The organism is Inquilinus limosus MP06 (assembly GCF_000767795.1).
GTDB lineage: Bacteria > Pseudomonadota > Alphaproteobacteria > DSM-16000 > Inquilinaceae > Inquilinus > Inquilinus limosus_E.
In genome coordinates, this window is sequence record NZ_JANX01000417.1 from 1 (window position 1) to 5,719 (window position 5,719).

Annotated in this window: 5 protein-coding genes; all 5 read right to left on the reverse strand. The window is 67.5% G+C overall.

The window, feature by feature from the left end; genetic code table 11:
• The coding region (ugpC, locus tag P409_RS24570; protein WP_034844783.1) for a sn-glycerol-3-phosphate ABC transporter ATP-binding protein UgpC at nt 1–787 on the reverse strand (787 nt) is incomplete at its 3' end.
• Nucleotides 787–1,635, reverse strand: a complete 849-nt coding sequence (ugpE, locus tag P409_RS24575; protein WP_034844786.1) for a sn-glycerol-3-phosphate ABC transporter permease UgpE — start codon at nt 1,633–1,635, stop codon at nt 787–789. The genes ugpE and ugpC, both read right to left, overlap by 1 nt.
• Nucleotides 1,632–2,516: a sn-glycerol-3-phosphate ABC transporter permease UgpA gene (gene ugpA / locus P409_RS24580; RefSeq protein WP_034844788.1), complete on the reverse strand. Its 885-nt coding sequence runs from the start codon at nt 2,514–2,516 to the stop codon at nt 1,632–1,634. The genes ugpE and ugpA overlap by 4 nt, the downstream gene beginning before the upstream one ends.
• A 149-nt stretch (nt 2,517–2,665) precedes the next feature.
• Nucleotides 2,666–3,967, reverse strand: a complete 1,302-nt coding sequence (gene ugpB, locus P409_RS24585) for a sn-glycerol-3-phosphate ABC transporter substrate-binding protein UgpB (RefSeq protein WP_034844789.1) — start codon at nt 3,965–3,967, stop codon at nt 2,666–2,668.
• Nucleotides 3,968–4,097: 130 nt separating this feature from the next.
• A complete protein-coding gene (glpK, locus tag P409_RS24590; protein WP_034844791.1) occupies nt 4,098–5,591 on the reverse strand; it encodes a glycerol kinase GlpK in 1,494 nt (497 codons plus the stop codon).
• Nucleotides 5,592–5,719: the final 128 nt, after the last annotated feature.

Below are 5,719 nucleotides of genomic sequence, written 5' to 3' on the forward strand. Positions count from 1 at the left end.
CGCGCTGGCCGCCGGGCAGGACGACGCCGCTGCCGTCCCCGGCCACCTCGGCCGGCAGGAAGTTCATCGCCGGCGATCCGATGAAGCCGGCGACGAAGACCGAGGCCGGCTTCAGATAGATGTCGAGCGGCGGGGCGATCTGCTCGGCCGCGCCGCCATTCATCACCATGATCCGGTCGGCCAGGGTCATCGCCTCGACCTGGTCGTGGGTGACGTACAGGCTGGTGACGCCGAGGCGCGACTGCAGCTTCTTGATCTCGATCCGCATCTGGGTGCGCAGCTTGGCGTCCAGGTTCGACAGCGGCTCGTCGAACAAGAATACGGCGGGCTCGCGCACGATCGCCCGGCCCATGGCCACGCGCTGGCGCTGGCCGCCGGACAGCTGCCGCGGCTTGCGCTCCAGCAGGGCCGACAGCTCCAGCGTCTGCGCCGCGGCGCGCACGCGCTGGTCGATCTCGGGCTTGGACAGGCCCTGGATGCGCAGCCCGTACGCCATGTTGTCGTAGACCGACATGTGCGGGTACAGGGCGTAGTTCTGGAACACCATGGCGATGTTCCGGTCCTTCGGCTCCAGCCTGTTCACCACCCGGCCGCCGATCGCGATCTCGCCGCCGCCGATGCTCTCCAGCCCCGCCACCATGCGCAGCAGCGTGGACTTGCCGCAGCCGGACGGGCCCAGCATGACCAGGAACTCGCCGTCGGCGATGGCGCAGTCGATGCCCTTGATCGTCTCCTGCGCGGCGCCGGGATAGGTCTTGCGGACCTGTCGGATCTCGACTGTCGCCATTATTTCTCGCTCTCGATCAGGCCCTTCACGAACCAGCGCTGCATGACGAGGACCACCACCACCGGCGGGATGATGGCCAGGATGGTGGTCGCCATCACCAGGTTCCATTCGGTGTCGGCGTCGGCGAAGGAGATCATCTTGCGCAGGGCGATGATGATCGTGTTCATCGAATTGTCGTTGGTCACCAAGAGCGGCCAGAGATACTGGGTCCAGCCATAGATGAAGGTGATCACGAACAGCGCCGCGATGTTGGTGCGCGACAGCGGCAGCAGGATGTCGCGCAGGAAGCGCAGCGGCCCGGCGCCGTCGATCCGGGCCGCCTCCACCAGCTCGTCCGGCACGGTCAGGAAGAACTGGCGGAACAGGAAGGTGGCGGTGGCCGACGCCATCAGCGGGATGGTCAGCCCGGCATAGGTGTCGATCAGGCCGAGATTCACGATGACCTGGTAGGTCGGCACGATGCGCACCTCGACCGGCAGCATCAGCGTGACGAAGATCATCCAGAAAAACACCAGCCGCAGCGGGAAGCGGAAGAACACGATGGCGTAGGCGGACAGCAGCGAGATCGCGATCTTGCCGATCGCGATCGCCAGCGCCACCACCGTGGTGTTCCACAGGATCCGCAGCATGTCGACGCCGCCGATCCGGCCCGACCCGCCGAACAGGGCGCCGCCGTAGTTCTCCAGGAACCGGTCGCCCGGCAGCAGCGGCAGCGGCGGCGACAGGATCGCCTGGGTCGGGTAGGTCGAGGCGACGAAGGTGTAGTAGACCGGGAAGGCGACCAGCACGATCCCGACGATCAGGACGAAATGGGCGATCAGCGTGCCCAGCGGCCGGTTCTCGATCATGCGTAATGCACCCGGCGCTCGACATAGCGGAACTGGACGAAGGTCAGCGCGATCACCAGCACCATCAGGATCACCGACTGCGCGGCGGAGACGCCCATCTGCTGGTTGACGAAGCCGTCATTGTAGACCTTGTAGACCAGGATCTCGGTCGACTTGCCCGGCCCGCCCGAGGTCACGGCATGGATGATGCCGAAGGTGTCGAAGAAGGCGTAGACGGTGTTGACCACCAAGAGGAAGAACGAGACGGGCGAGATCAGCGGGAAGATGATGGTGCGGAAGCGGTGGGCCGGCCCGGCGCCGTCGATCGCCGCGGCCTCGATCAGGCTCTTCGGGATCGCCTGCAGCCCGGCCAGGAAGAACAGGAAATTGTAGCTGATCTGCTTCCAGGCGGCGGCGGCCACCACCAGCGTCATCGCCTGGCCGCCGTTCAGGAGAGGATTCCAGTCGAAGCCGGCCTGGCGCAGCAGCACCGCCAGCGTGCCCATCGACGGGTTGAACAGGAACAGCCACAGCATGCCGGCGATGGCCGGCGCGATGGCGTAGGGCGACAGCAGCAGGGTGCGGTACAGCCCCTGGCCGCGCACCACCCGGTCGGCCATCACCGCCAGCAGCAGGGCCACGACCAAGGCCGAGACCGCCACCGCGATCGAGAACACGGCGGTGACCTGCAGCGAGTTCAGATAGGCCGGGTCGCCCAGCACCCGGCCGAAATTGTCCAGCCAGACAACGCGGGTTTTGAAGCCGAACGGGTCCTCGCGCAGCATCGACTGGCGCACCGCCTGGGCGGCCGGCCAGAAGAAGAAGATCACGGTGATCGCGATCTGCGGCGCCACCAGCAGATAGGGCAGGACCTTGTTCGGGAAGATCGCGCGGCGGTTCATGCGGGGCGGGTCATTCCGGTGCTCGTCTCCCCCCTTTGCCGTCATTCCCGCGAAAGCGGGAATCTCGTCGGCGTGGAGGCGGGAAGAGATCCCCGCTTTCGCGGGGATGACGATGTGAGAAGGGGCGGCGGGCCTCCCCCTCCGCGGCCTTACTGCTCGGCCGCTTCCTTGATCGCGGCGTTGGCGCGCTCGACCGCCTTGTTCAGCGCGGTCTTGGCGTCCTGCTGGCCGTTCAGCATCTGCTCCAGCTCCTCGTTGATGATGTCGCGCACCTGCGGCAGGTTGATCACCCGCACGCCCTTGGAATTGTCGGTCGGCGCCTTGCCCATCATCTGCTGGATCGGGATCTCACGGCCCGGGTTCTTGTCGTAGAAGCCGGACTTCTTGGTCTCCTCATAGGCCGCGAGGGTGACCGGCAGGTAACCCGACTTCTGGTGCAGCCGGGCCTGGATCGAGGTCTGCGACAGGAACTCGAAGAACTTGGCCACACCCTTGTACTCGGCGTCCGGATGGCCGGCCAGGACCCACAGGCTGGCGCCGCCCGGGATGGTGTTCTGCGGCGCGCCGGCGGCTTCCGGGTAATAGGGCAGCGTGCCGGTGCCGAAATTGATGCCGGACTTCACCACGTCGCCGAGCCCGCCCGAGGATTCCGTCATCATGGCGCATTCGCCGCTGGTGAACTTGATCTTGGCCTCGGAGGTGCGGCCGCCATAGGAGAACACGCCGGCCTTCTGCAGGTCGGCCAGGGTCTGGAAGTGGCGGACATAGAGGTCGCTGTTGATCAGCAGCTCCGGGTCCAGCCCGGCCAGGCCGTTCTGCTCGGTGGCGTAGGGCACATTGTTCCAGGCGGCGAAGTTCTCCTGCTGGATCCAGGTCAGCCAGGTCGAGGTGAAGCCGCAGGGCCAGCCGGCCGCCTTGATCTTCTTGGCCGCGTCGAACAGCTCCGGCCAGGTCTTGGGCGGCGCGTTCTCGTCCAGCCCGGCCTTCTTGAAGGCGTCCTTGTTGTAGTAGAGGATCGGCGAGGAGCTGTTGTAGGGGAAGGACAGCAGCTCGCCATCGGCGGTGCTGTAATAGCTGACCACGCCGCCGAGATACTGCGACTTGTCGAAGGTCACGCCGTCGGCCTGCAGCACCTTGGCCACCGGGACGATGGCCTTGGACGCGGCCATCATGGTGCCGGTGCCGGCGTCGAACACCTGCAGGATGTGGGGCGGCTGGCCGGCGCGGAAGGCGGCGATGCCGGCGTTCAGCGTCTCCGGATAGGTGCCCTTGAACACGGGCACGACCTTGTAGTCGGACTGGCTCTCGTTGAATTCCTTGGCCAGGGTCTCGACCACCTCGTTGTTCGCCCCGGTCATGGCGTGCCACCACTGGATCTCGGTGGCGGCGAGGGCCGGCAGGCTGAGGGTCAGGGCCGCGGCGGCAGCGGCGGTGGCAAGGCGCAGTCTCATGGCGAATCCCCCTGAAGGTTTGGCGCTCTTGCAGGCGCCACATTTTCGCAACATGACAGCGGCGCGCGACTTTTGCGACTATTTTCGCAACCGCGCATAAACGTGCGTTTCCGCGCGCCCGGCGCGGGAATTATCTCACGCCGCGCGCCCGTTTCACCGCCTTCTGCCAGCCCTCATACAGCCGGCTGCGGGTGCCGGCCGGCATCGACGGCTCGAACAGCCGGTCGCGCTGCCAGGCCTCGGCCACCGCGTCGACCGAGGGGTAGACCCCGGCGGTCAGCCCGGCCAGGTAGGCGGCGCCCAGCGCCGTGGTCTCGATCACCTTCGGCCGCTCGACCGGGGTGTCCAGCATGTCGGCCAGCATCTGACACAGCCAGTCATTGGCGACCATGCCGCCATCGACCCGCAGCTCGCGCGGCCTGGCGCCGCCGTCGGCGGCCATCGCCTCCATCAGGTCGCGGGTCTGGAAGGCCACGGCCTCCAGCGCCGCGCGGGCGATGTGGGCGGAGGTCGAATCCCGGGTCAGGCCCAGGATGGTGCCGCGCGCCTCCGGGTCCCAATGCGGCGCGCCCAGGCCGGTGAAGGCCGGCACCAGATAGACCCCGGCGGAATCCTCGACCGATCGGGCCAGGGTCTCGCTCTCCGCCGCGCTCTTGATCACCTTCAGCCCGTCGCGCAGCCATTGGATGGTGGCGCCGGCGCTGAAGATCGCGCCCTCGATGGCGTAGGTCGGCTTGCCGTCCAGGCGATAGGCGGTGGTGGTGAGCAGGCGGTGCTTCGAGATCTTCGGCTTGTCGCCGATGTTCAGCAGGGCGAAACAGCCGGTGCCGTAGGTCGACTTGATCATGCCCGGCTTGAAGCAGGCCTGGCCGAAGGTCGCGGCCTGCTGGTCGCCGGCCATGCCGGTGATCGGGATGGCGGCGCCGAACAGGATCCTGTCGGTGGTGCCGAAGGCGTGGGCGTTGTCGTGCACCTCCGGCAGGATCGCGCGCGGGATCCGGAACAGGGCCAGCAGGTCGTCGTCCCAGGCCTGGGTCCGGATGTTGAACAGCATGGTGCGGCTGGCGTTGGTGGCGTCGGTGGCATGCACCCGCCCGCCGGTCAGCCGCCACAGCAGGAAGCTGTCGACGGTGCCGAAGGCCAGCTCTCCGGCCTCGGCCCGGCGCCGCGCATCCGGGACATTGTCCAGAAGCCAGGTCAGCTTGCTGGCCGAGAAATAGGCGTCGATGACCAGCCCGGTCCTGGTCTGCACCGCGGTCTCGTGCCCGGCGGCCGCCAGCTCGCGGCAGAAGGCGGCGGCGCGCCGGTCCTGCCAGACGATGGCGTAGTGCAGCGCCCGGCCGGTCTGGCGGTCCCACAGCACCGTGGTCTCGCGCTGGTTGGTGATGCCGATCGCGGCGATGTGGTCGGCGGTCAGCCGGGCCCGGGCGATGGCGTCGCGGCAGGCCGAGACGGTGTCGGCCCAGATCCCCTCCGGATCATGCTCGACCCAGCCATCGGCCGGGTAGATCTGGCGCAGCTCGCGCTGCGAGGTGGCCACCGGCCGGCCCTGGGCGTCGAACACGATCGCCCGGGTCGACGTCGTCCCCTGGTCGATCGCCAGGACATATGTGCGTCGCCGCATCTTCCCACTCCTGCCTCGACCAATGTTCGGGAAAGCACTATCCGAAGCGCGTTTCCGAACGTCAATGCCACCACCCCCGACGCCGGAAGCGTCAGTCCTCCGACTCCTCCAGCGCCTCCGCATTCGGC